3 protein-coding genes are annotated in these 2,278 nt (G+C 72.9%); 1 reads left to right on the top strand and 2 read right to left on the bottom strand.

Annotated elements, in window-relative coordinates:
• The coding region (locus ACFY5C_RS41230; protein WP_389455206.1) for an ABC transporter permease at positions 1-685 on the bottom strand (685 nt) is incomplete at its 3' end.
• Positions 686-921: 236 nt separating this feature from the next.
• Between ACFY5C_RS41230 and ACFY5C_RS41225 the strand changes: the two genes are divergently transcribed.
• Positions 922-1,548: a TetR/AcrR family transcriptional regulator gene (locus tag ACFY5C_RS41225; protein WP_062668788.1), complete on the top strand. Its 627-nt coding sequence runs from the start codon at positions 922-924 to the stop codon at positions 1,546-1,548.
• Positions 1,549-1,626: 78 nt separating this feature from the next.
• On the opposite strand, the gene ACFY5C_RS41220 is transcribed toward ACFY5C_RS41225, so the two are convergent.
• Positions 1,627-2,278, bottom strand: a 652-nt coding sequence (locus ACFY5C_RS41220) for an NAD-dependent epimerase/dehydratase family protein (RefSeq protein ID WP_389455204.1), incomplete at its 5' end; no start/stop codon positions are given.

Raw genomic sequence — 2,278 nt, 5'->3', positions numbered from 1 at the left:
TGAACATCACGCCGGACGCGTACATCCACGTCCGCAGCAGGAACGGCATCAGCTGCGCGATGTCCGGCGTCCTGGCGCCCATCCGGGCCACGACGAGGGAGACGCCCGCGTTGAAGGTGAACTGGAGCACCAGCGCCGGGAGCGCCAGCAGCCAGGAGGCGGCGACCGGGACGCCGAAGCACAGCAGGATCACGACCAGCGCCGCCATCGAGAACAGCAGCTGCTGGAGCTGCTGGAGGCAGAAGGAGATCGGCAGCGCGGCCCGGGGGAAGTGCAGGGCGCGCACCAGGCCCAGGTTCCCGGAGATCGCGCGGGTGCCCGCCATGATCGAGCTCTGGGTGAACGTCCAGACGAACACGCCGGTGACCAGGAACGGGACGAAGTCCGGCACGCCCCGGCTGGTGCCCATGAGCTTGCCGAAGATGAGGTAGTACACCGCCGCGTTCAGCAGCGGCGTCAGCACCTGCCAGACCTGGCCCAGCTTCGCCTGGCTGTACTGGGCGGTGAGCTTGGCGGTGGAGAACGCCGTGATGAAGTGCCGCCGAGCCCACAACTGGCGGACGTACTGCGGCAGCGTGGGGCGGGCGCCGCTGACGGACAGCCCGTGCCGGGCGGCCAGGGCCGCGAGGTCGGTCCCGGGCGGCGCCTCGGCCGTCCGGGGCGGTGTGTGCAGGGCCTGAGTCACATCCGCTGCTTTCGCTGGAGGAGGGGGCGGGGGCGAAGGGCCGGTGCGGTTCTCACCGTTCTCTTCGCGTTCTCTTACGTCGGGACGGGACCGTTTCGTCGCAACGTGAGCGTAGGACGAGTCGGCGTCGGAACGCAACCGTTCCGTCGTGACGGGAAGATGGCCCGCGGGCGAACACGGGGTGGCCGCGTGCGTGGGGACGGTGCCGTATCGTCGCGACGCCCTATGCTGTCGGCATGACGACCGACGCCGATCAGTCCTCGACGCCGCCGCGCCGCCGGGCCCCCGCCGGGGCGGCCGTGCTCCGGGAGGACGTGACCGAGGCGATCCGGGCGGCCGTCTTCGAGGAACTGGCGGCCGTCGGCTACGCGCGCATGTCGATCGAGGGCATCGCGCGCCGCGCGGGCGTCGGCAAGACGGCTGTGTACCGGCGCTGGCGTTCCAAGCTGCACCTGGTGCTCGACGTGGTGTCCGCGGTCGCCGTGCTGGGCCTGCCCGTCCCGGACACCGGCACCCTGGAGGGCGATCTGCGGATGCTCTACGAGGTGACCGCCCGGGCCCTGCGGCACCCCCTCGCCTCGCAGATCCTGCCCGACCTGCAGGCCGAGGCCGCTCGCAGCCCGGAGATGGCCGAGGCCGTGCAGAAGGCGCTGCGCGACGGCCAGGCGAGCGTCGCCAGCACCATCGTGCGGGCCGCCGAGCGGCGCGGGGAGGTCCGGTCCGGCCTCGACGAGGAGCTGGCCCTCGATCTGATCTCCGGTCCCCTGTACTGGCGCTCGGTCGTCATCCGCAGCCCGAAGCTGCCCAAGGGCCACCTCGACGCCCTGTCCCGCGCCACCTCGGCGGCCCTCAAGGCCCTCTGACCGCGCCCGGCGGTCCGGCGCCCGGCGGTCCGCGCCCGGCGGTCCGCGCTCCCGTTACGCGCGCTCAGTCCAGGGCGCTCAGTCCCGGGCTGCCTCGGGGTGGCTGCGCACCCAGCCGGCCCAGGCCGACGTGATCATGTCCCGGACGTCGTACTTCGCCTTCCAGCCCAGCTCGGTGGCGACGCGATCGGCGGAGGCGACCACGCGGGCCGGGTCGCCGGGGCGGCGCGGGGTGACCGTCGGCGGGTGGTCGTAGCCGGTGACGGCGTTGATGACGTCGATCATCTCGCGCACCGACACGCCCTCGCCCCGGCCGACGTTGAGGGTGAGGGAGTGACCCGGCGAGGACTGCAGGGCGCGGGCCGCGGCGACATGGGCCTCGGCGAGGTCGGCCACATGGATGTAGTCGCGGACGCAGGTGCCGTCCGGGGTCGGGTAGTCGTCGCCGAAGATGCGCGGCGCGGCGCCCTGCGTCAGCTTCTCGAAGACCATCGGGACCACGTTGAAGACACCGGTGTCGGCGAGCTCCGGGGCGGCGGCGCCCGCCACGTTGAAGTAGCGCAGCGACGCCGTGGACAGGCCCGTGGCCCGGCCGGTCGCCCGGACCAGCCACTCGCCCGCCAGCTTGGTCTCGCCGTACGGCGAGATCGGCGCGCACGGCGTCTCCTCGGTCACCAGGTCGACGTCCGGGGTGCCGTACACGGCCGCCGAGGACGAGAAGACGAAGGAG

The sequence above is a fragment of the Streptomyces sp. NPDC012935 genome (genome assembly GCF_042900345.1).
Taxonomy (GTDB): domain Bacteria; phylum Actinomycetota; class Actinomycetes; order Streptomycetales; family Streptomycetaceae; genus Streptomyces.
Note: the sequence above shows the minus strand (reverse complement) of the source record. Positions and strands in the feature narration are given on the sequence as shown.